The 20,531-nt window shown below is 62.0% G+C and carries 18 protein-coding genes; 16 read left to right on the forward strand and 2 right to left on the reverse strand.

Annotated elements, in window-relative coordinates; all coding sequences use genetic code 11:
• Positions 1 to 122 precede the first annotated feature (122 nt).
• A complete protein-coding gene (locus HMPREF2550_RS11605) occupies positions 123 to 905 on the forward strand; it encodes a DpnI domain-containing protein (protein WP_070791287.1) in 783 nt (260 codons plus the stop codon).
• Between the two features lie 53 nt (positions 906 to 958).
• Here the strand turns inward: HMPREF2550_RS11605 and HMPREF2550_RS11610 are convergent, their stop codons facing one another.
• Entirely contained in the window at positions 959 to 2,131 is a 1,173-nt protein-coding gene (locus HMPREF2550_RS11610) for an MFS transporter (RefSeq protein WP_070791289.1), read from the reverse strand.
• A gap of 269 nt (positions 2,132 to 2,400) precedes the next feature.
• Between HMPREF2550_RS11610 and HMPREF2550_RS11615 the strand changes: the two genes are divergently transcribed.
• Positions 2,401 to 3,753: a TRAP transporter large permease subunit gene (locus HMPREF2550_RS11615; RefSeq protein WP_070791291.1), complete on the forward strand. Its 1,353-nt coding sequence runs from the start codon at positions 2,401 to 2,403 to the stop codon at positions 3,751 to 3,753.
• Between the two features lies 1 nt (position 3,754).
• Positions 3,755 to 4,045, forward strand: a complete 291-nt coding sequence (locus tag HMPREF2550_RS11620) for a hypothetical protein (RefSeq protein WP_070791292.1) — start codon at positions 3,755 to 3,757, stop codon at positions 4,043 to 4,045.
• Positions 4,046 to 4,049: 4 nt separating this feature from the next.
• Here HMPREF2550_RS11620 and HMPREF2550_RS11625 read toward each other — a convergent pair whose 3' ends face one another.
• Positions 4,050 to 4,715 carry a GntR family transcriptional regulator gene (locus HMPREF2550_RS11625; RefSeq protein WP_246819823.1) on the reverse strand — a complete coding sequence of 222 codons (666 nt, stop codon included), beginning with the start codon at positions 4,713 to 4,715 and terminating at the stop codon, positions 4,050 to 4,052.
• Positions 4,716 to 4,833: 118 nt separating this feature from the next.
• Here HMPREF2550_RS11625 and HMPREF2550_RS11630 point away from each other — a divergent pair, with 118 nt between their 5' ends.
• The 13 genes from HMPREF2550_RS11630 (at position 4,834) to HMPREF2550_RS11690 (ending at position 20,449) form a co-directional block, all read left to right on the forward strand.
• Positions 4,834 to 7,587 (forward strand): FAD-binding and (Fe-S)-binding domain-containing protein, encoded by a 2,754-nt coding sequence (locus HMPREF2550_RS11630; RefSeq protein WP_371441193.1) that lies wholly within the window; start codon positions 4,834 to 4,836, stop codon positions 7,585 to 7,587.
• A gap of 123 nt (positions 7,588 to 7,710) precedes the next feature.
• Positions 7,711 to 8,949 (forward strand): TetR/AcrR family transcriptional regulator, encoded by a 1,239-nt coding sequence (locus HMPREF2550_RS11635; protein ID WP_070791296.1) that lies wholly within the window; start codon positions 7,711 to 7,713, stop codon positions 8,947 to 8,949.
• A gap of 114 nt (positions 8,950 to 9,063) precedes the next feature.
• Positions 9,064 to 10,455, forward strand: a complete 1,392-nt coding sequence (locus HMPREF2550_RS11640; RefSeq protein WP_070791298.1) for an aromatic ring-hydroxylating oxygenase subunit alpha — start codon at positions 9,064 to 9,066, stop codon at positions 10,453 to 10,455.
• A gap of 37 nt (positions 10,456 to 10,492) precedes the next feature.
• On the forward strand, positions 10,493 to 11,041 hold the full coding sequence (locus HMPREF2550_RS11645) for an aromatic-ring-hydroxylating dioxygenase subunit beta (RefSeq protein WP_070791300.1): 549 nt from the start codon (positions 10,493 to 10,495) through the stop codon (positions 11,039 to 11,041).
• 15 nt (positions 11,042 to 11,056) lie between these two features.
• The gene (locus tag HMPREF2550_RS11650; RefSeq protein WP_070791302.1) at positions 11,057 to 12,124 is read left to right on the forward strand and encodes a VOC family protein; all 1,068 of its coding nucleotides are present in this window, start codon (positions 11,057 to 11,059) and stop codon (positions 12,122 to 12,124) included.
• Complete coding sequence (locus HMPREF2550_RS11655; protein ID WP_070791304.1) at positions 12,121 to 12,822, forward strand: putative quinol monooxygenase; 702 nt, start codon at positions 12,121 to 12,123, stop codon at positions 12,820 to 12,822. The genes HMPREF2550_RS11650 and HMPREF2550_RS11655 overlap by 4 nt, the downstream gene beginning before the upstream one ends.
• Before the next feature lie 30 nt (positions 12,823 to 12,852).
• Positions 12,853 to 14,250, forward strand: coding sequence for an MFS transporter (locus HMPREF2550_RS11660; protein WP_070791306.1), 1,398 nt, complete (start codon positions 12,853 to 12,855; stop codon positions 14,248 to 14,250).
• 253 nt (positions 14,251 to 14,503) lie between these two features.
• Positions 14,504 to 15,832 carry an aromatic ring-hydroxylating dioxygenase subunit alpha gene (locus tag HMPREF2550_RS11665; protein WP_070791308.1) on the forward strand — a complete coding sequence of 443 codons (1,329 nt, stop codon included), beginning with the start codon at positions 14,504 to 14,506 and terminating at the stop codon, positions 15,830 to 15,832.
• Between the two features lie 40 nt (positions 15,833 to 15,872).
• The gene (locus tag HMPREF2550_RS11670; protein ID WP_070791310.1) at positions 15,873 to 16,220 is read left to right on the forward strand and encodes a non-heme iron oxygenase ferredoxin subunit; all 348 of its coding nucleotides are present in this window, start codon (positions 15,873 to 15,875) and stop codon (positions 16,218 to 16,220) included.
• Positions 16,221 to 16,223: 3 nt separating this feature from the next.
• Positions 16,224 to 17,432: an NAD(P)/FAD-dependent oxidoreductase gene (locus HMPREF2550_RS11675; RefSeq protein WP_070791313.1), complete on the forward strand. Its 1,209-nt coding sequence runs from the start codon at positions 16,224 to 16,226 to the stop codon at positions 17,430 to 17,432.
• Positions 17,433 to 17,450: 18 nt separating this feature from the next.
• Positions 17,451 to 18,014 (forward strand): aromatic-ring-hydroxylating dioxygenase subunit beta, encoded by a 564-nt coding sequence (locus tag HMPREF2550_RS11680; protein WP_070791314.1) that lies wholly within the window; start codon positions 17,451 to 17,453, stop codon positions 18,012 to 18,014.
• A gap of 12 nt (positions 18,015 to 18,026) precedes the next feature.
• Positions 18,027 to 18,845, forward strand: a complete 819-nt coding sequence (locus HMPREF2550_RS11685) for an SDR family NAD(P)-dependent oxidoreductase (RefSeq protein ID WP_070791316.1) — start codon at positions 18,027 to 18,029, stop codon at positions 18,843 to 18,845.
• Complete coding sequence (locus tag HMPREF2550_RS11690; protein WP_070791318.1) at positions 18,842 to 20,449, forward strand: class I adenylate-forming enzyme family protein; 1,608 nt, start codon at positions 18,842 to 18,844, stop codon at positions 20,447 to 20,449. The genes HMPREF2550_RS11685 and HMPREF2550_RS11690 overlap by 4 nt, the downstream gene beginning before the upstream one ends.
• The last annotated feature ends 82 nt before the right edge of the window (positions 20,450 to 20,531 follow it).

The following is a 20,531-nucleotide window of genomic DNA, read 5'->3' on the forward strand; positions in this document are numbered from 1 at the left end:
AGGATAGGCGACCAGCGAGGTCTCTTGGAAGGGATAGGCTTCGCCTGCGGAGTCGGGAACCTGTGAACAGAATTGCGGGTGGGGTGGGCGAAGCTGGCGTCGAGAAGCAATAGGGTCAAAACATGACTACGTTTCATTACCCCCATCTCAATGAAGAGCTCGCTGAAGGCTACAACAGCTCAACTCAACGCGTTCGTGTCATGAGTGAGGGGTGGGTGCAGGACAACGTCTTCTGTCCAAGCTGCGATGCCAAACACCTCAAGCAGTTTGAGAACAACCGGCCCGTCGCAGACTTCTTCTGTACCGAATGCGGGGAAGAATTTGAGTTGAAAAGCAGCCGCTCGAAAATCAGGAAGAAGATTCCTGGCGGTGCGTATGCGTCAATGATCGAACGGCTGGAGTCGGAAGCTCGCCCCAATTTCATGCTGCTGGCTTACGACCTAGATCTCCTCGACGTTCGTGAGCTCCTCGTTGTGCCGAAACAGTTCTTGGTTCCAAATATCGTCGAGAAGCGGAAGCCGCTCAAAGACACCGCGCGGAGAGCAGGGTGGATTGGTTGCAACATCCACCTTGAGAGCATCCCCGAGACCGGACGCATTCCGTACATCGTCGAGGGCAAGGCCGTGCCGCCAAGCGAGGTGCGCGCACAGTGGGGCAAGACACTGTTCATCAGGAACGCCGATTCGGCGGAGACGAAAGGATGGTTGATCGATGTGATGAGGTGTGTCGACAAGCTGGGAAGTGAAGAGTTCACGCTGCAGCAGGTCTACGAGTTCGCCCCTGAGCTTGCCACGTTGCATCCGGATAACCACCACATCGAAGCCAAGATTCGGCAGACACTCCAACGTCTCCGCGACAACGGGTATATCGAGTTTGTGGGCAGGGGAGTGTACCGGCGGGTGTAGGTGCAGAGGAGAGACCTAGCTCAACGACCCCCCAAGAATGTCCGGCACGGTAGCTAATACTTATTTGTGTCTGAAAACCGTGTACGTTTCGCTGCACGAACACGCCCCACCCCACCAGCCCCCGCTACCGTCACCACGCTCATCGCAAGCAGCACCGCTGCCGACACCGCAAACACCCATGCGCCCACAGCGCCATAAATCGGCAGAAACACGAGCGGAGTCAGCGCGTTGCCGTAGAAGCGGAACGCCTGGATCGTCGAGAGGATCTGCGCCCCGCCCGGCGCGCGCAGGGTGAGCACGTTGATGGAAATCTGCGTGCCTTGCGCGGCCAACACGGCCACGCCCCACAGCACGGCAACCAGGATCAGCGACGGCATCACACCGATTCCAATGAACGCCACGGCCGCGACGACCAGTCCACCGGCGATCACCATGCGCGCGCCGAAGCGGTCGGCGAGCGAGCCCACCCAGCGGGCGAAGATGAAGGAGGTGAACCCGCCGGCCATCACCACGACGCCGCGTAAGACCGGGTCGGCGTCGAAGCGGTCGCCGACATAGAGCGCGAGTAGGAACCCAAACCCGATGACGCAGGTGCCGATAGTCAGAAGCGTCAGCGCCGCACGCACCACAGGCCAGGTGCGCAGGCGGCCTTCGCGGGGTTCGCCAGCGCCCGCCGGTGGCGTCGAGGGCAGCCCAGTTACGACGATGGTCAGCGCAAGGAAAAACAGCACCACGTACATCGCCCGCCAGCTAGCAAATTGCACGCTCGCGCCCGCGAGCAGCGGCGCGGAGAACAGACCGCAGGATTGCATCGCCTGATAGGTGCCAAGTGCTTTGCCCAGCTCCTCCTCAGGCGTCATCTCCTTGAGAATGACCTGGAGCAGCGGCGACGTGAAGGCGTTGGCAAGCGCGGCGGCCATGAACGCCACGACGAACAACCACCACTTCGGAGTCAGCGCAAGCACAACGGCCGCGAGCGCAATCACGCCGAAGGCGCAGCGCACCACCTTCGCTGGCTCCAGGTTGCGCACCAGGTAGGTGGAAAACAGCATAGCCGTGGCGAAAGGCACCAGAAACGCGGTCATGGTGAGTGACGCCTGCCGCAGGGTAATCCCAAAGTCCGCCGCGAACTCCGGCAGCACCACCGCGAGCGACTGCCCCTGAAACGGCCCGATGAATCCACCGGCCATGATCAGGGAGTTTCGAAATCCATCGTGTGCTCGCATAACGCTAAAGCATAAACGCTCAATCCGTTTGCCTCTCCGAGCTCCCGCTTGCCGACGCCGCGCGTTTCTACCTTGAAGTTCCCCGTTCGCCTTACGCACCATCGGCGGCACGACGAACCCGCTGCGTCCCCCACCAAAGCCACGCCAGGTTCCTTTGGCCCCTCCGACTCCACACCCACATGAGGGGAATTATTCAAAAAACTGCGCGCAGTAACATGTTACCGGTAACGTGCTTCGCATCACTTTTTGTTACTTGAAAGGAATGAGGCATGGGCATATTAGCGTTGTTCGTCTTCATCGCGATCACGGTGTTGATCAACGTTGTCCTCAAGCGCGATATCGCTGAGGCGCTCCTGCTCGGCTTGCTCGGCGTCGCCCTTTTCGGCGGAAAAGACGCGCCCCAGCTCCTTTGGCTCGGCATCACCAGCGCGATTTCCTCCGAAGTCACTTTCGCTGGCATGGCCTTCGTCTTCATGGGGATCATCGTCCAGTCCACCGGTTTGATCGACCGCTTGATCACCATCTTGAACTCAATCTTCGGCAGGCTGCGCGGTGGTGCGGGGTATGTGTCGACCCTGTCTTCCGCCATGATGGGGCTGATTGCCGGGTCGACCGCCGGTAACTCGGCGACGGTCGGTTCCGTCACCATCCCGTGGATGAAGCAGACCGGGTTTTCTTCCAATCGCGCTGCGACTCTTGTTGCTGGCAACTCTGGGCTCGGTGTTGCGCTTCCGCCAAACTCCACAATGTTTATCATCCTGGCGATGCCGGCGGCAGCTGCTTCCTCTGCAAGCCAGGTGTACGTCACCCTTGCTTGCGCCGGCGCCTACGCGGTCCTCTACCGACTGATCGTCGTGTGGTACTGGACGCGAAAAGACAACATTCCGCGGACTCCATCAGAAAACATCGTGCCTTTCAGCACTGCGTGGCAGCAAGGCTGGCGCTCCCCGTCCATTTTCCTGGGCATTCTCATCCCGGTGCTGCTGACCATTGGGCCCGTCGCGTCGTGGCTCAAGGAGTCCACCGGCGTTGGCGAAGACGGCGTCAAAGCTATTTCGATCATCGTCTGGGTCCCCATTCTCATCACCGTCATCGCGCTGATCGAAGGCGCTGGCCGCATCCGCCGCAACAATGCGCAGTTCCGCGCGCAGATCGTGCGCGACCTGCCAAGCTTTGCGACGGTAGGCATTTCCCTCTTCGCTGCACTCGCCGCTGCGGCGATCATGGAGGAGCTTGGCGTCGGCGATCAGCTCTCCAACACCCTGAGTGCTTTCGACCTTCCCAAGTGGGCAATGCTTGTCGTCGTCGGTGTACTCGCTGTCATCGTGGCAACCCCGCTTTCTTCTACCGCCACCGCAGCTGCAGTCGGCGCACCCGCCGTCGCTGCACTGACCAGCGTTGGCGTCGACCCAACCATCGCGATCGTGGCAGTGCTGCTGTGCACCGCAACAGAAGGTGCTTCCCCGCCCGTCGGCGCGCCGATCTACCTGTCCGCCGCGATGGCCGACGCCAACCCAACCAAGATGTTTGTCCCGCTGATCATGTACTTCGTCCTTCCAATGATCCTGCTTTCGTGGCTCGTTGGCATGGGCTTCCTACCGGTATACGTCCCAGGAGTCTAAAGTGTCTGCCATTTTTAAGATCTTCCGCGTGCTCTTCTATGTGTTCCTCGCTGCCTTCCTCATTGGTGGCTTCGTCCTGGTCGGCCTGCAAGCAATCGGCGTGTTCATGGGCAGCGGCGACGTCGTCACCGGTGTCAATGATGCGCTCGCTCCATGGGTGTTTGGCGCTGCGACGCTGTGTGCGCTTGCGGCATTCGTGCTCGGCTACCGGCCGGAGGCACGGCAGGCTCGGAAAGCGCAAGCGGCAAAAGAGCGCGAAGTTGAGCAGCAACGCAAACAATCAAGGGAGTAGCTTGCTAGACATCGATCACGTGGTTCGACCAGATCGCCTCCACTCTCTCGGCAACCTTGCTTTCGCCCATCGCATCCTGCCCCTCGCCGCTTTCCGCGAGGAGCACTTGACGGGTCAACAGCTTTCCCGTGATCGTCAGGTGCTCGCGCATCGTGGCAGCTGCTTCCGCGGGATTACCTGCGATGATCGCTTCAATGATCGGCCGATGCTCATTGAGGATGTCATGCAACGTCCTCGACGTGCCAGCAGTAGTGTGCCCCAAGATTCCGGTAATGCCCCTGAGCCGTTCCATGACGCCTTGCCCGTACCGCGAGCCGCTCATCTCGTAGAGCTGGACATGCAGCGCACGGTCATGAACGAAAAACTCCGTTTCGTCCCCCTGGTCAGCACATTTTTGCATGTCCGCCATCAGTTGGTAGACCGTCGCCAATTGCTCTGGGGTACGCAGGCGCGCAGCACGATACGCCGCAGGCGGTTCGAGCCCCAGGCGGATAGCAAAGATCTCCGCGACGTCGCTCGCGCCCGTCTCGATGATTTCAAATCCGCGGTTCTTCGCGAATCTCACAAGCCCCGCTTCCTGCAGTTTCAGCAGTGCCTCCCGCACGGGAGAGCGCGAAACCCCCATCTGATCAGCCAGTTGCGCCACGCTGTACCATTCCTCAGGCTTCATGGCCCCTGACTGAATGGCACCTCGAACGTAGTCCACCACCGCATCCGCTTTTCTCGTCATAAGGAACACAATGGTACCTGAGTCTCAACCCTCTCTCCTGCAGAAACTTCGCCGCGACATGCCTACCCGCGCCGCCTATTCCTCAGATGCCTCGCTCTTCCGCCGTGTTCCGGCCGCGGTGCTCGAGCCGGAGTCAGTGGAAGACGTGCTTGAGGGCATTGCATACGCCAAGCAGCAGGGATGGCCGATCGTTGGGCGCGGCGGCGGGTCGTCGGTAGCCGGTAATGCCATCGGCGACGGTCTAGTTATCGATACCTCCCGGCACTTCAACCGCATCCTTTCCATCGACCCAACGACGCAAACCGCTGTTGTGGAGCCTGGCGTCATCTGTGATCAGCTTCGGGAAGCAGCAGCGGAGTATGGGCTGACCTACGGACCAGACCCCTCGACACATTCCCGCTGCACCATTGGCGGCATGGTGGCCAACAATGCCTGCGGTTCACACTCAGTGGCCTACGGAACGGCGGCTGAGAACCTCATCGACATCACGATGGCACTCCCGAGCGGAAAACTGGTGACCTTCTCAGAGTCCGGTTGTGACGATCCTGACCTCGATAAAGCGCTGAAGGATCTCTACACCGAACACGAGGAACTCATTGGCAAGGAGCTCGGCCGCTTCCCCCGTCAGGTCTCTGGCTACGGGTTGCACTACTTGGGCACCGATATTGCCAAGGCCATCGCTGGCTCCGAAGGCACTCTTGGCGTCATTACGCAGATGACGGTGCGCCTCATCCCGAAACCGGCGTACACGGCCCTCGCGGTCCTGTCCTTTGGCGATGTATTTGCCGCCGCGGCCGCCGCGCCCCGCCTGCGCCAGCCGGGCGTGGCGACTATTGAAGGCATGGGCGGGGACTTGCTCGCCGCATTGCGGTCTAAGAATGGGCAGGAAAACGCCGGCGATAACCTCCCGGGGCAGCCTCACGCTGGCGGCTGGCTGTACTGCGAAACCACTGGCGATACGCCAGAGGAAGCCGTCGCCGTTGCCAATGCGTTGACCGAGTCCATCGAGCACACGGGGGCCGTCGTGGTGAGTGACCCGAAGGAGGCCCGAGCGCTGTGGCGCATCCGCGAGGCATCCGCAGGCACTGTCACCCGACTGCCTGACGGCGGCGAAGCGTGGCCGAACTGGGAAGATTCCGCCGTGCCACCCGAGAATCTCGCGGATTACCTCCGAGAGCTGTACGCCTTGATGGACAAATACGAGTACCGAGGCATCCCCTTCGGGCACTTTGGTGAAGGTTGCGTACATGTGCGCATCAGCTTCGACTTCCATACTCAGGAGGGGATCGATAGCTTTGAACGCTTCATGAACGAGGCCGCAGCGCTTGTGAGCAAGTACGGCGGCTCGCTTTCCGGCGAGCACGGCGACGGGCGTGCCCGCTCGTCGCTGCTGTCGACGATGTACAGCGCCGAGCTTCGCTCCGTGTTTGAAGAGTTCAAGCTTTTGTTTGACCCGCAGCGAGTCATGAACCCGGGAGTGCTGGTGTGGGCTGATGCGGTGACTGAAGGACTGCGCATGGAGCCAAACCAGCGTCGCAACGAGATCCAACCCACGCAGCTGTTTTTGCAAGACAAGGGCAGCTTCACCAACGCTGTCAACCGCTGCGTGGGAGTTTCTGCCTGCCGCTCCATGGATGGCGCGATGTGCCCCTCCTTCCAGATCACGCATGACGAAGTGCACTCCACCCGCGGCCGCGCCCGCGTGCTCTCGGAACTTTTCCGAGGCGAAACGGTAGCGCCATCCGATGTCGAGGAGTCTCTCGACCTCTGCTTGTCGTGCAAAGCCTGCGCATCTGAGTGCCCCGTCAATGTCGACATGGCGAGCTACAAGTCTGAGTTTTTGCACGACCGCTACGCGGGAAAGCTCCGGCCGCGCGTCCACTACCTTATGGGGTGGCTGCCGATTCTCAGCGAGATTGCCCACCGGCTCCCGCTTGTCCCCCGCATCGCGGGCAAGCTCATGCAGTCCCGAATCCCTGCGAAGGTGATGGCGAAAGCTGGCGGGTTGGACGCAGGCCGCCCGCTGATTAGCTTCGCTCCAGAATCCCTGCAGAAGTGGGCTAAGAAGCGGGCTCCGAAGTACGTCGGAGAGCCGATCGTACTGTGGCCGGATTCTTTCAACTCGAAACTCAATACGCAGCCCGCGCAGGCAGCAGTGGAGGTCTTGGAGGTCCTAGGTTTTCGGGTGATCATCCCCCAGGAATTTGTCTGCTGCGGGCTGACCTGGCACTCCACAGGACAGCTCGATATGACGCGAAAGGTACTCGAGCATTCGGCCAAGGTGTTCGAACCATACATCGCTCAAGGTTTGGATGTGGTGGCAATCGAGCCTTCGTGCACGACGATGCTGCAGCATGACGCGATTTCGCAGACTCGCGACCCACGGGTTGCCCGGCTCGCTGCGGCGACGAAGTCGTTTTCCGAGGTTGTCGCACCCAAGATCGAGGCACTGGTGGCAGAAGGCCGTATTACACCGCAGGCAGGATCAGTACTCACCCAGGTTCACTGCCACGAAAGGTCTCTCGGCGATCCGCAGCAGTCCGAAGCTATCCTCGCCGCTTTAGGCTACGACCAAGATCAAATTCAGACTGGTTGCTGCGGGCTGGCTGGAAACTGGGGCTACGAAGACGGCCACGCGGAGATGTCCTTCGAGCTCGGTGAAAGGGAGCTTTTCCCAAGGGTGCGTGAGCACGACGGGATCGTGGCTGCCGACGGCTTCTCCTGCCGCACGCAGGTACAGCAGGGCACTGGAAAGCAAGCGCTGCACATCGCCGAGATCGTCCGGGACGTGCTGAAGGAGTCAGGGGTGTAGCTTTACTCGACGCCACGTGGCTGCCTTTTCACGACCCGGTTCGGTACACTTACGTCGATTTCTCCGGCGCGGTGCCTCTTACAGCGCCAGCCGGTTCCAAGGTGTAGGAAAGTAGCAGCGCCAATGTCACAAAGTCTGACCCCGCGAAGCGGGAGGAAATACGACGAGATCATTGACGCCACCTACCGCCTCCTGCAGCGCAACGGGTACAGTAACACCTCCATTGCGGCGATCAAGAAGGACACCGGGGCGAGCGCCAGCTCGATCTACTGGATGTTCGAGAACAAGGACAACCTCATCTCCACTTCGCTTGAGGCCCAGTACCCGGTGCGCACCATTGCAGAAGATTGGTCTTCGTTCTCCCCGGAGATTCCGCTGATCGAGCAGCTCCGCCGCCTGCTTGGCTCCGTGTTGGAGTCCGAGCAGCGCGGCCGTGCTGTACGGACCGGGTTGCTTCTCGCTTTGGAGGGCTCTGCGCAGGAGTTACCCGTGCAGGAGCCTTATCGACGCCGCCGAGCCGATGCGCTTCGTGCGTTCCGCGAGTGGTGGAGGAGCGCGCTTGTGGCGTCGCAAAGCATAGGCGACGTCGACGTTGAGCAGGCGGCGACGCGGATGAGTGCGCTGACCCAGTGGTTTTTGGACGGCCACTTTATTGGCGATATTTACCTCAAGGACGAGGACACCGAGGCGCGACTGGAACTGATGGCGCAGACGATGCTGGCTGCCGCCACCTCACCATTCATTTCAGCCCCCGAGGCAGAAAGCACCGGCCTGGCAGCAGATGAAGCCGCTACTCCAGCGGACCTCCTCGAACACGTCCGAGTGTTGGTGGCTCAGCGCGGGTACGAGGGCGCCACCTTCAACCAGATCTGCAGTGCCGCTGGCGTTGCGCGCAGCTCAATTTACTGGAAGTACGAGGACAAAGACGCGCTGATCAAGGATGCGTTTGTGGGCCCCTACCTGGAGATGAAGGGGGAGCTCGACGGCCTTCCAGATTCAAGCCAGGTGGGGATTGCGGAAGCGCTCGCGCACGAGCTCGTGGCGATGAATGAGCGGCTCGCGGCCTCCCCACTGGTCGCTGCGGGCGGGCTACTGATCGCCGCGCAACGTCGTACACCGCCCACCCCCGCGGGTCGCGCGCTGGTCGCTGGGTCGCGCGCAAGCGAAAAGCGCCTTGCAGGCTGGTTAGAAACGACCGACCTCTCAGCCGAGGTCAACCCCACGCATGCTGCCTGGCTGTTTAACCGGCTGCGTATCGGCATGGTGGCAGGCGTCGCGTTGCAGGATAATGCGCTGCGGATCAGTGAGTCCATGGTTGTCGGGGCAATTCAGCAATTGCGAGCTCATTACGCAGCCTTCTAGCTACCCCCGCTTACACCACATCCGTTCCGTCCACTGGAACGTTGGTTCCAGCTAAATACTTCGCGGTCTAAAGTCCCTCCCGAAAGATGACCTAGATCACGAAGGAGAGTGGCTATGAGTGGGATCGCTGAGCTCATTGATCCTGTTGGCGGGTATGTTTCCGGCAAAATCTTCGCCGATGAAGACATCTACCGCCAGGAGCTGGAGACTGTCTGGCAGCGCACGTGGGTGTTTCTCGCGCACGAGTCGATGCTGCCGAAGCGTGGCTCCTACATCCAGACGTACATTGGCGAGGATCCCGTCATCGTTGTCCGCCAGAAGTCAGGCGAGGTCAAGGCGTTCCTGAATCAGTGCCGCCACCGCGGCATGCGCATCTGCCGCGCTGACCGCGGCCAGGCTAAGTCCTTCATGTGCTCCTTCCACGGCTGGGCGTACGACCTCGAGGGCAACCTGGTCTCCATCCCGCAGGAGGCCAACGCTTACCCGGATGGCATCGATAAGTCGAAGCTGTCTGCGATCAAGGTGCCCCGCATTGAGAACTACAAGGGCTTCATCTTCGGCTCCTGGGACGAGACCATTCCGCCGCTCGAGGAGTACCTCGGCAATGCAAAGTACTACCTAGACGGCTACATGGATCGCTACGAGGGCGGCATGGAGGCCATCGCCGTCCACAAGTGGGTGCTGCCGGCGAACTGGAAGTTCAACGTTGAGCAGCCGACCTCTGACATGCAGCACTCGGAGATCTCGCACGTGTCCGCGGTGGAAGCGCTCAGCTCCGGCTCCGATACCTTCGACCGCAAGACCGGCCGCAAGAAGATCCCAGAGGGCCGCCAGTTCCTCAGCCCCTACGGCCACGGCGGTGCTTTCTTCGGCAAGCGCGACGCGGAGATCCCCAACACCGGTCCGGCACTGATCGAGTGGGAGAACACCATCCGCGATTCCATCGTCGAGCGCCTCGGCGAGTTCCGCGAGGTGCGCGGCCACATGAACGTCTTCCCCAACTTCATGCTCCTGGGCAACTACACCTTCCGCGTGACCCACCCGCGAGGGCCGAACGAGATGGAGATCTGGTCCTGGGCCTTCGTTCCGAAGGACGCACCGGAAGAGGTCAAGGAAGCAATCCGCGTCGACGTCATGCGTACCTTCTCCCCCGGCGGCATGTTCGAGCAGGACGACGCCGAGAACTGGGAGGAGATGCAGCACATTCTCCGCGGCGCGAAATCACGCGAGACCGGGTTTACCTACAACATGCGCCGCGTCCCCGTCTCCTACGACGATGACGGCTACCCGGGCGCATCCACCGCCCACGTCTACTCCGACAACGCTGCACTGAACATGTACGGCTTCTACCGCGACCTGATGGAAGACAAGTCCTGGGAGCAGCTCAAGGAAGAGCGCGGAGGCGTCCCGGAGGTCGACCAGCGTGACTTCACCGCAGTGATGGATCCGGAAGCTGCTGAGGCGGCCGCTGCGTCCGACGGCGCGTACGAAGGCAACGTCGATTAATGCCCACCCTCAACCCGACTACTAAAGGAGCACAGCAATGACGACTACGGAGCAGCCGGTCACCCAGCGCCCCGCCGGTGCGGAAGACGAACGCCTGATCGCGCGCTTCCTGTACGACGAAGCCGAAATGATGGACAACATGCAGTGGGAAGATTGGCTCGACTGCATGCACGAAGACGTCGACTACTGGGCCCCGGTCCGTGAGAACCGCGTGGCTCGCGAGCGCAAGGAAGAGTTCTACCCGAAGGGCACCTCGGTCTACTTCGAGGAGACCAAGGCGTTTCTGCGCCAGCGCGTCGTGCGCCTGAATACACACATGGCGTGGGCGGAGGAACCGCCGTCACGTTCGCGCCACATGCTGACCAACCTGCGCATTGATGAGCGAAGCGACGGGGCGTTTGCAGTTCGCTCGAACTTCATGATTTATCGCTCCCGCGGCGAGCGCTACCAGGATACGATTGCCGGCGAGCGTCGCGACGTCATCGTGCGCGATCCGGAATCGCGGTACGGATTCCTGGTGCTCGAGCGCGAGATCCGCTTCGACATGGCCACCATCCTGGTAAAGAACCTCTCTCTGTTCTACTAAAGAAAGGAAACGCTCTTGAGTACACAGATCGAAACCACGAACCTGCTTCGCATTGGCGTTGTTGTCTACGACCTGGACGCCAAGATGAAGGAATACTCCCGCATCTACGGCATCTCCGACTGGGAGACCGGCGAGCACGCACCTACCGACGCAGTGGCACATGGCCGCCGTACGGCCACCACCCCGGGTACGTGGCGCAGCGCCGTGGGCACCACCCCGGCCGTCAACGGCGAAAAGGGCCCAGGCGGCCGCCCGGCATCGAGCCTCACCTTCGAGCTCGTCGAGCCGACCGGCGGCGAGAGCCCGTTCAACGAGTTCCTGCGCACCAAGCGCGAGGGCATCGCTTTCCTGCAGGTCCGCTCCACGGCTGCCGACGATGCGGCGGTTGCCAAGCACTTCGAGACGCTGGGCTACGACGTCGCTTACACCGCCACGGTTGACGGCACCACGCGTACCTTCTTTGATACGCGCGAGAAGCTGGGCGGCTTCCTCGTCGAGATGCTCCCGGCCAGCGCCGACGACCCGGCCGCGGTGAGCACCGATACGCGCCCGACCCAGCCGGTGCAGGGCATGTACCACTTCGGCGTGCTCGTCCACGACGTCATGGCCGCGCTACCCCACTACCGCGACGTCTTTGGCATCCAGCGCTACGAGATGAAGACCTGGGAGACCGGTTTCGGCCGCCTGGACAAGCCCTACTACCGCGGCAAGGACGGCGACACCGGCTACTTCACCGCGCAGGGTACCGCCGGCGACTTCGGCTTCGAGATCATCTCAGTCAACCACGGCGACTGCCACTACAACCGCGAGTTCTTCGACGAGCGCGGCCCCGGCATCCACCACTACTTCGCGTGGATGACCACCGAGGACGCCGACTGGGACGAGGTCGTCGCCTCCATGACCGAGGCCGGCCACCCGCTGTGCATGGGCTCGAATCTGCGCGGTGGCGCTGCCGAGTTCGGCTACTTCGACACCTTCGACGCACTTGGCGGCTACCTCATTGAGATCGTGGTGCGCCGCGAGCCGCCGAAGCCGGAGTTCGCTGCGCCAGACTGGGTCGTCGATTTTGAGGAGCTCGTATGATCCGCATCGTTCACCGCGGAGCAGCCGACTCCCCCGAGCAGCTGCTTGCCGACGTCGCTTCCCTCCGCCAGCGCGAAGGCATCAAAGAGGCCGAGGCCTACCAGACCCTCGCGGTAGAGGACGAGGACTGCGCCGTCACAATTTTGGCGGAGAGTGTCTCGGACTATGCGGCGGTCGTCGAAAAGCTGCCCGAGCTGCCGCACCTGCACAAGTTCGTGCAGGATGGCGCGACGGAACTCTACGAGCAGTCCAAGTATGTCCTCGCCGATGGCGTGTGGGCTCCGGAGGAAGGTGCCGATTCACGCATCATGTGGCCCGCGCGTGGCCCGGTGAGCATCGTCATCCAGAACGCCTTCGTGGAGAACCCGCAGATGCGGGCGCTCACCGCCCAGGAGATCACCGAAACTCGCCGCGAGCCGGGCTGCCTCTACTACGCGTGGATGGAGAACCTGGAGCTGCCGAACCATCTCATGCTGCTTGAGGTGTGGGCGAACCAGACGATCTACGACCACCACTGGTTCGGACGCATGGCCACGGGTGAGTACCGCGGCAACTCCGGCCGTGAGGCTGCCACACCGCAGCGCGGAGAACTCACCCGCGAGTTCTACCGCCAGCAGGCCTTTGAATACCACTACGGTCGCCTTCTTCCCGAGGAAACCGCCAACTATTCCCACTCTGTTGTTTGGTCCGCGCGCTAGCCGGCCACCCTTCCCCATTTGGAGACCCACATGACACACATCACTCACGCTCCGCCGCAGGATCACGCGAAGAATGAGCGCACGCCGAAGGAGCGACGACTCGCCCTGGCCTCGTCCTTCCTTGGCTCTACCGTGGAGTACTACGACTTCCTGCTCTACGCTGCGGCCGCTGGCCTGGTCTTCCCGCAGCTGTTCTTCGCGAATATCGATCCGCTCCTGGGCACGACACTCTCCTTTGTCATCCTGCTCACCGGCTATCTCTCTCGCCCGATTGGCTCGATGGCGTTCGGCCACTTCGGCGACAAGTACGGGCGAAAGAACGTCCTCGTCGTCACATTGACGACGATGGGTCTTGTCTCTATCTGCATCGGCTTGATGCCGTCCTCGCAGGTGATTGGTCCGGCGGCCCCAATCATCCTCGTCATATTGCGCATCATCCAGGGCATGGCAATTGGTGGCGAATGGGCCGGTGCCACCCTGATGGCAATGGAGAACTCCACGGCAAAGAACAAGGGCTTTGGCGCTTCCCTCGCTATCGCCGGTGGCCCAGCGGGTGCGATCCTTTCGACGCTGGTACTGGCGGTGTTCGCCCAGATTTCGGGCGATAACTTTGCCAACCCGGAGCAGTACTTCGTGACCGACTGGGGCTGGCGTGTCCCGTTCCTGTTCTCTGCAGCCATTGTCATCATCGGCCTGTTCATGCGTGCCAACGTGAAGGAATCGCCGGAGTTTGAGGCAGCCCGGCGCGCAGGCAAGGTACACACCGGCGTGCCGCTGGTCCGCATGCTCAAGGAAGCTCCTCGCGAGCTTGTCCTCGGCGCGCTTGCCGGTACGGCTGGCCTGTTCGTGCAGGGCCTGCAGGGCTCGTTCATGGTGCCCTACATCGTCAGCACCACAGCGGATACCGATGCCCCCGTCGGCCGCTCGACGGCACTGATGATGGTCACCGTCGGCTCGGCAATCGCGATCTTTGTCATGCCTGCACTCGCCGCGCTCTCTGACCGTCTCGGTCGGCGCAAGGTCATGCTCGCCGGTGGTGTCGTCTCGATCGTCGGCATCTGGATCGTGTTTAACATGATCGACTCCGGTGACCCGGCCAAGATCTGGGCGGGCATGATCCTGCTCGTATGCGTGGTCCAGCCCGCACAGTACGGCCCGATTGGTGCCTTCATCTCCGAGAAGTTCGTCCCCGAACTGCGCTACACCGGCTCCGGTATCACCTACCAGGCGGCGTCGATCCTCGGCGCCGGTACCGCCCCGCTGGTCGCAACCCGCATGGTTACCCCCGAAACCGGGCTGACCCCGCTGGCCATCGTCATTACCGGGCTCTTCGTCATCTCCTCGCTGGCAATCTTCTTCTCCAAAGAAACCGCCCAGCACATGGGACATGCGGAGCGCTTCACCAAGACCAACGTGTTCAAGGGCTAGGCGCGACGTATCCCTCACCCTGCTGAAGTCCCCGCTGACCTGCGTCGGCGGGGACTTTGTCATGGGGTGAAGTCCGGGCTACCCCCGCCGTTCCGCCAAGCGGAACCTTTTCTCTTTGTTCCCACATTTGTGGAATGCTCATTCCAGAGGTTGCGGTGAGACGCCTCACATCTCGAAGTTGAGAGCACTTGCAGCACATTTCGGTCAGCAGAATTGTCACCTCGCTTTCACAGCAAGTCGATTGGAGCTTTCCATGCAAAATGAACGTCCCTCCCTCGGCGCTCCCTCCCTGGAACGCCCCGCGGGATTAGACACCAACCTTGATGTCAGCGGAATGGTCGATCCCGACAAGGGGCTCGTCGATCGCCGTATCTTCAGCGACGAGCAGATCTACCGCCAAGAAATGCGCCGCATCTTCGCGCGCTCCTGGCTGTTCATCGCGCACGAGTCTCAGTTCACCAAGCCCGGTGACTTCTTCCAGACCTACATGGGCGAGGATCCGGTCATCGCGGTGATGAACAAGCAGAAGGAAATCCGCGTTCTGCTCAACAGCTGCCGCCACCGTGGCGCACGCGTGTGCCGCGCAGACCACGGCCGCACCAAGAACTTCACCTGCACCTACCACGGCTGGGCCTACGACCTGGACGGCGAGCTCATCTCGGTGCCGGGCGAGCACTACTACAACGACGAGTTTGATAAGGCCAAGTGGGGCCTTGCCAGCGTTCCGCGTGTGGAGAGCTACAAGGGCCTCATCTTTGCCAACTGGGATGCGGATGCGGAACCGCTCGAGGATTCGCTCGGCGATATGCGCTGGTACATCGACGCCTTCATGGACCGCGACCCGGAGGGCACCTACGTTGTCGAGGGCGTGACCAAATGGGTCCTCGACGGCAACTGGAAGCTGGCCGCAGAGCAGTTCGCTACTGACTGGTACCACGTGACTATGTCGCACGCTTCTGCGCTGATGATCCTCTCCCCGTCGGGCAAGGGCCCGAAGAAGGAGATCGCGGAGCGCACCGGTCGCCAGTTCACCGATGAGCACGGCCACGGCGCCGGCTTCCCGGTCCACCCCAAGAACCGCTTCGACGCGCAGCCAGTCCATGAGTACTACGACTACGAGTTTCTCAAGGAGCGCCTGTCGGAAGAGCAGGTCACCGGCCCGCTGACTAACGGCCACGCCACGGTCTTCCCGAACTTCTCCTACCTACCCGTCAACGGTTCCATCCGCGTCTGGCACCCGAAGGGGCCAAACAAGATGGAGGTGTGGGCATGGACGGTGCTGGACCGCAGCATGCCGGAAGACGTCGCGAAGGCGCAGCGCCTCTACAACCTGCGCACCTTCGGTCCGTCCGGCGTCTTCGAGCAGGACGACGGCGAGAACTGGTCTGAGTGCCAGGCCAACGCAGGTGCCTTCATGGTTGCGAACACCGCCCTGAACTACCAGATGGGCCTCGACAGGGTTGAATCTCGCGAGGGCTACCCCGGCATGACCTCGGAGCTGTACTCCGACGCCGCCGGCCGCGGCCTCTACCGCCGCTGGCGCGAGCTGATGAACACCCCTGCTTGGCACGAAGAAGCTTAAGAACCCGCCACCGCTCCCACATTGAAAGGAAATATCTTCCATGTCTGACGCCATCAAAGTAGCTGTTCTTGACGATATCGAGCAGGAAGAAGCAATCGTCATCTCCCCGGAGGACTCCGGCTACAAGGACGCCATCGCCGTTTTCCGTACCGAGGACGACGAAGTCTACGCCATCAACGACGAGTGCACCCACGAGGTCACCTCGCTTGCCGACGGCTGGGTCGACGGCACCGAAGTTGAGTGCCCGCTGCACGCCGCAAAGTTCTGCCTGAAGACCGGCGAAGCACTGTGCATGCCCGCGACCGAGGACGTCAAGACCCACAAGGTCGAGCTCCGCGGCGAGGAAATCTGGCTCACCCCCGGCGTTCCTGCGGAAGGTGCTGAGTAAACCATGACGGCTTCGACCACAATCATCGGCGGCGGCATCGGTGGCTTCACCGTTGCCCGCGAGCTCCGCGCCAAAGGCGTCGACGCCCCCATCACCATCATTGATCCCGAGGGCACCCCGTACGACCGCCCGCCGCTGAGCAAGGATGTGCTCGCCGGCACCAAGGACCACGACGCACTGCGCTTCGTACCGGAAGACTGGTACGCCGAGAACAACGTCACCGTTGTCAAGGACAAAGTCGTGCGCATCGACGGCAAGAACAAGACCCTCGTCCTGGAAAAGACTGAGCCGCTGCCCTACGAGAACCTGGTGTTGGCCACCGGCGGGTTCGCCCGCATCGGCAAGACCCCGGGCTTTGAGGAGCACACCACTGTGCTGCGCACCTTCGACGACGCGCTTGCGCTGCGCAGCGCGATGGGTAAGGGCAAGCGCCTCGGCATCGTCGGCGCAGGCCTGATCGGTGCTGAGGTTGCGGCCCAGGCCCAGGAGCTGGGCACCGAGGTCATCCTCATCGATCCAGCCCCGGTTTCGCTGATCCCGGCGGTTGGCGAGGAGCTGGCTAAGCGACTCCACGACCTGCACGCGGCGCACAACGTGAAGTTTGTTCGCGGCATGACCACCGAGATCACCGCCGAAGGCGACCACAAGACCATTCACGTCGACGGCGACGACTCCTACGAGGTCGACCACGTGCTGCTGTGCATCGGCCTGATCCCGGAGGTCGCCCTGGCTGAGTCCTTGGGGCTCGACATTGACAACGGCGTGATCGTCGATAAGCAGCAGCGCACCTCACTTCCCGGCGTGTGGGCCGTGGGTGACTGCGCACGGCTGCGCAACGAAGACGGCACGCTGGAGCGCCGCCACGAGCACTGGGACAGCGCAGTGCAGGACGCGAAGGTGGCGGCGGCCTCCATCGCCGGCGTCGACGCTCCGAAGGGCAGTGCGCCCTGGTTCTGGTCCGATCGCTACGGCGTACACGTCGAGGGCGTGGGCGACATGTCCGCCCCTGGCGAGACCTTCATCCGCCCCGACGAAGACGGCAACCCCGCAGTCGCGTTCCGCGTCGCCGACGGCTCGAAGCTGGTGGGTGCCGCCAGCTACAACGACTCCAACGCGGTCCGCGCCGCTCGGCGCATCATCGACCGCGAGATTCCGGTAACTCCCTCCAAGCTCATTGACCCTTCGATCCAGTTGAAGAAGCTGGCTCGCTAAAGACGGATGTGATTTCCCATGACTGACTATCTACGCAGAGAAGATGTCTCGCTCGGAAGCCGTGTGGACGCCGAGCAGTACTACGAACTTCTCAACTTCTACAACGATGAGGCCGCGCTTCTCGACGAGGGCCGGTACACCGACTGGCTGCAAAACTTCGACGAGGATCTGGAGTACTGGGCCCCGACGCGCACCAACCGCACGCGTCGTCAGCAGGCACTCGCCATCGCGGACCGCGACGGACTCGCCTTCTACGACGAGACCCACAGCTCGCTGGCGTGGCGCATCCGCCGCTTCGACTCCGGGATGGCCTGGTCCGAGGATCCGCCGTCGCGCACCCGTCACCTGATCACCAACCTCATCGCCTTCCACGGCACCGTCGCGGAGAGCGAGGAGGACGTGATCGAGGCGCGGACCAACTTTATGGTCTACCGCACCCGACTCGAGCACGAGGAAGACATCTTCGTGGGCACGCGCACGGATCTGCTGCGCCGCACCGAGGATGGATACAAGGTGTTTGACCGCCGCATCCTCCTCGACATCAATGTCCTGAACTCCAAGAACATCTCCACCTTCTTCTAGGGCGTGTGTGAAATGGTCGAGGGACAAAAGGTACTGATTACGGGTGGCGCCTCGGGGCTGGGCAAGGCGCTCGCCGCACGGTTTGTCGACGAAGGCGCGAGTGTGAGCATCGTCGACCTCGATTTGGACCGCGCGCGCGAGGCCGCCGCAGAGATCAACCCCGACAAGGTGCTGCCGCTGGCCGCAGACGTGCGCGACCCGGCGTCACTGCACGCGGCGGTGGATGAGCACATTGCCACGTACGGCGAGCTTGACACCGTGATCCCCAACGCCGGGATCTGGGACTTCTACCGCTCCTTTACCCGCTTGAGTGGCGAGGAGATTGCCGCGCTTTTCGACGAAGTCATGGCCGTCAACGTCAAGGGCTACCTGCTCACGGCCGAGGCGACATGGCGACACCTGCTGAAGACCAACGGCTCGATCATCTTCACGCTTTCCAACTCGGCGTTCTACGCCGCGGGCGGCGGGCCGTCCTACACCGCATCGAAGTTCGCGGCACGCGGCCTCGTCGTACAGCTCGCCTACGAGCTTGCACCGAAAATCCGCGTCAACGGTGTCGCGGTGGGCGGGATGCGCACGTCGCTCTCCGGCCCTGCCAGCAGCGGCTTGGGCGATCGCTCGGTCTCCGAGATCTTCGACCGTCGCCCCAATGGCTCCAACCCCTATATTCCGCTCCACGATATTTCGCTCGACCCAGCGACATTCACCGGGTCATACGTCCTCCTTGCATCCAAGCAGGACGCAGGCAATATCACCGGGCACATTATCAACGTCGATGGCGGCATCGCCGCCCGAGGATTCGCAAAATCTGCAGGAGGCGATGACCTATGATCGTGTATGGCGTACAGCAAGATCCCAATGATGTGGATGTCAACCCGTGTACCCAACTCTGTCGGCATGAACGGCACTTCCGTGACCGCATTGCCCTTCACTACGAAGGCCAGTCCTTCACCTACGCCGAGTTCACCAAAGAAGTGCGCCGCTGGGCCGCGCACTTTGTTGAGGCCGGCGTAAACAGCGGCGACCGCATCGGTTACATCGGGCAGAACTCCCGCTCTTTCCTCTTCGCCATGTTCGGCGCGTGGTGGATCGGCGCGACGTTCATGCCGTTCAACTTCCGCCTCTCCGCACCGGAAACCGCGAAGCTCTTCCTCCTGGGTACCCCGCACACCGTTGTGGTCGAGGGCTCGCACGTGGGCAAGGCGAAGTCCGTCTTCGGTATTGAGAAACACCACGTCGTGGTCGTCGACGATGACCCGGCTGCTCCGGCCGACGAGGAAATTCCGCTGTTCTGGTCCGTGACCTCCAAGTTCACAGACGAGGGCACCGACGCCCTGCGCAAGCCCGGTGCCAGGACCATGCAGGACCTCGCCCTGCTGCTGTTCACCTCCGGTACGACTGGCTTGCCGAAGGGTGCCGAGCTCTCCTTCGGCAACCTGTGGTGGAACTCCATCAACGTGGACACGCTGGTGGATACCCGCCCCGGGGATACCTCGCTGGCCGTGGCACCGATGTTCCACGTCGGCGCACTGAACTCCTTTGCCATCCGCTCCTTCTTCCGCGGCAACACGCTCGTGGTCCAGCGCGCCTTCAACCCGCAGACCACGCTCGCCCTGTTGGAAGAGCACAAGATCGGGTCCGTGTTTATGGTCCCGGCGATGCTTTCCGCAATCGCGCAGACCGAGGAGTTCCACAACGCTGACCTGTCCAACCTGCGCGCAATTATCTGCGCTGGCGCACCGGTGCCGCCCGCGCTGATTAAGAAGTACGGCGAGAAGGACATCAACATCCAGCAGGCATGGGGCCTGACCGAGACCGCCCCGTTTGCCACCTACCTGCCCGCGGACATGACCAAGTCGAAGCTGGGCTCCTGCGGCTTCCCAATGCCGCACACCCAGGTCAAGCTCATGGACCCCGACACCGGTGAGCAGATCAAGGAGCCAGGCCGCCACGGCGAGATGTGGGTGAAGGGCCCGAACGTCGCACTCGGCTACTGGAACAACCCGGAAATGACGCAGAAGTCCTACACCGCCGGGTGGTTCCACTCGGGCGATATCGGCTACGTCGACGAGGACGGCTTCTACTACATTGTCGACCGCCTCAAGGACCTGATCATCTCTGGCGGCGAAAACGTCTACCCTGCCGAGGTCGAGCGCATTCTGGCCGAGGACCCCTCCTTCACCCGTGCTGCCGTCGTTGGCGAGTTTGACGAGAAGTGGGGCGAGAAGATCGTCGCGGTCATCGAGCGTATCGACGACAGCGAAATCACCCTCGAGCGTGTTCGCGACCACTGCTCGCGCCACCTCGCCCGCTACAAGCTGCCGTCGAAGGTGGTCATTGTGGACGAGCTGCCTCGCAACTCCGGCGGCAAGCTGGACAAGCTCTTCCTGCGCCAGGCGGTGCGTGAGGGCACGATCGGGGAGGTTGTCTCGTGAGCTTCCAATACGTAAAGGATCACCCGATCCGTCACACCTACCCGTATGGCTGGGCCTGACCCCCGGAAAGTAGACACGTCGG

The sequence above is a fragment of the Corynebacterium sp. HMSC074A01 genome, assembly GCF_001831515.1.
Classification (GTDB): Bacteria; Actinomycetota; Actinomycetes; order Mycobacteriales; family Mycobacteriaceae; genus Corynebacterium.